General features: G+C 59.8%; 1 protein-coding gene. It reads right to left on the reverse strand.

Features of this window, described 5'->3' with window-relative positions; translation table 11 throughout:
• Positions 1-234 (reverse strand): undecaprenyl-diphosphate phosphatase (locus AC0IW7_RS25055; RefSeq protein WP_471821567.1); only part of this gene is annotated, 234 nt, incomplete at both ends.

Raw genomic sequence — 234 nt, forward strand, 5'->3', positions numbered from 1 at the left:
TGACAAAGCCGATGGCAAACACCGGCAAATCACTGTGCTGGAACAGATCGCGGTACTTGTAGCCTGAAGACACCGCCGCGCCGACCATGGGCGGCATCGCCAGAAAGAAGGAAAACTCGGTCGCAGTTTTACGCGACAGGCCGAACAGCAGGCCGCCCATAATCGTGGCGCCAGACCGCGAGGTGCCGGGAATCATGGCCAGGCACTGGGCAAAGCCGACCTTCAAGGCATCTT

The sequence above is a fragment of the Pseudomonas sp. AC229 genome (assembly GCF_979254655.1).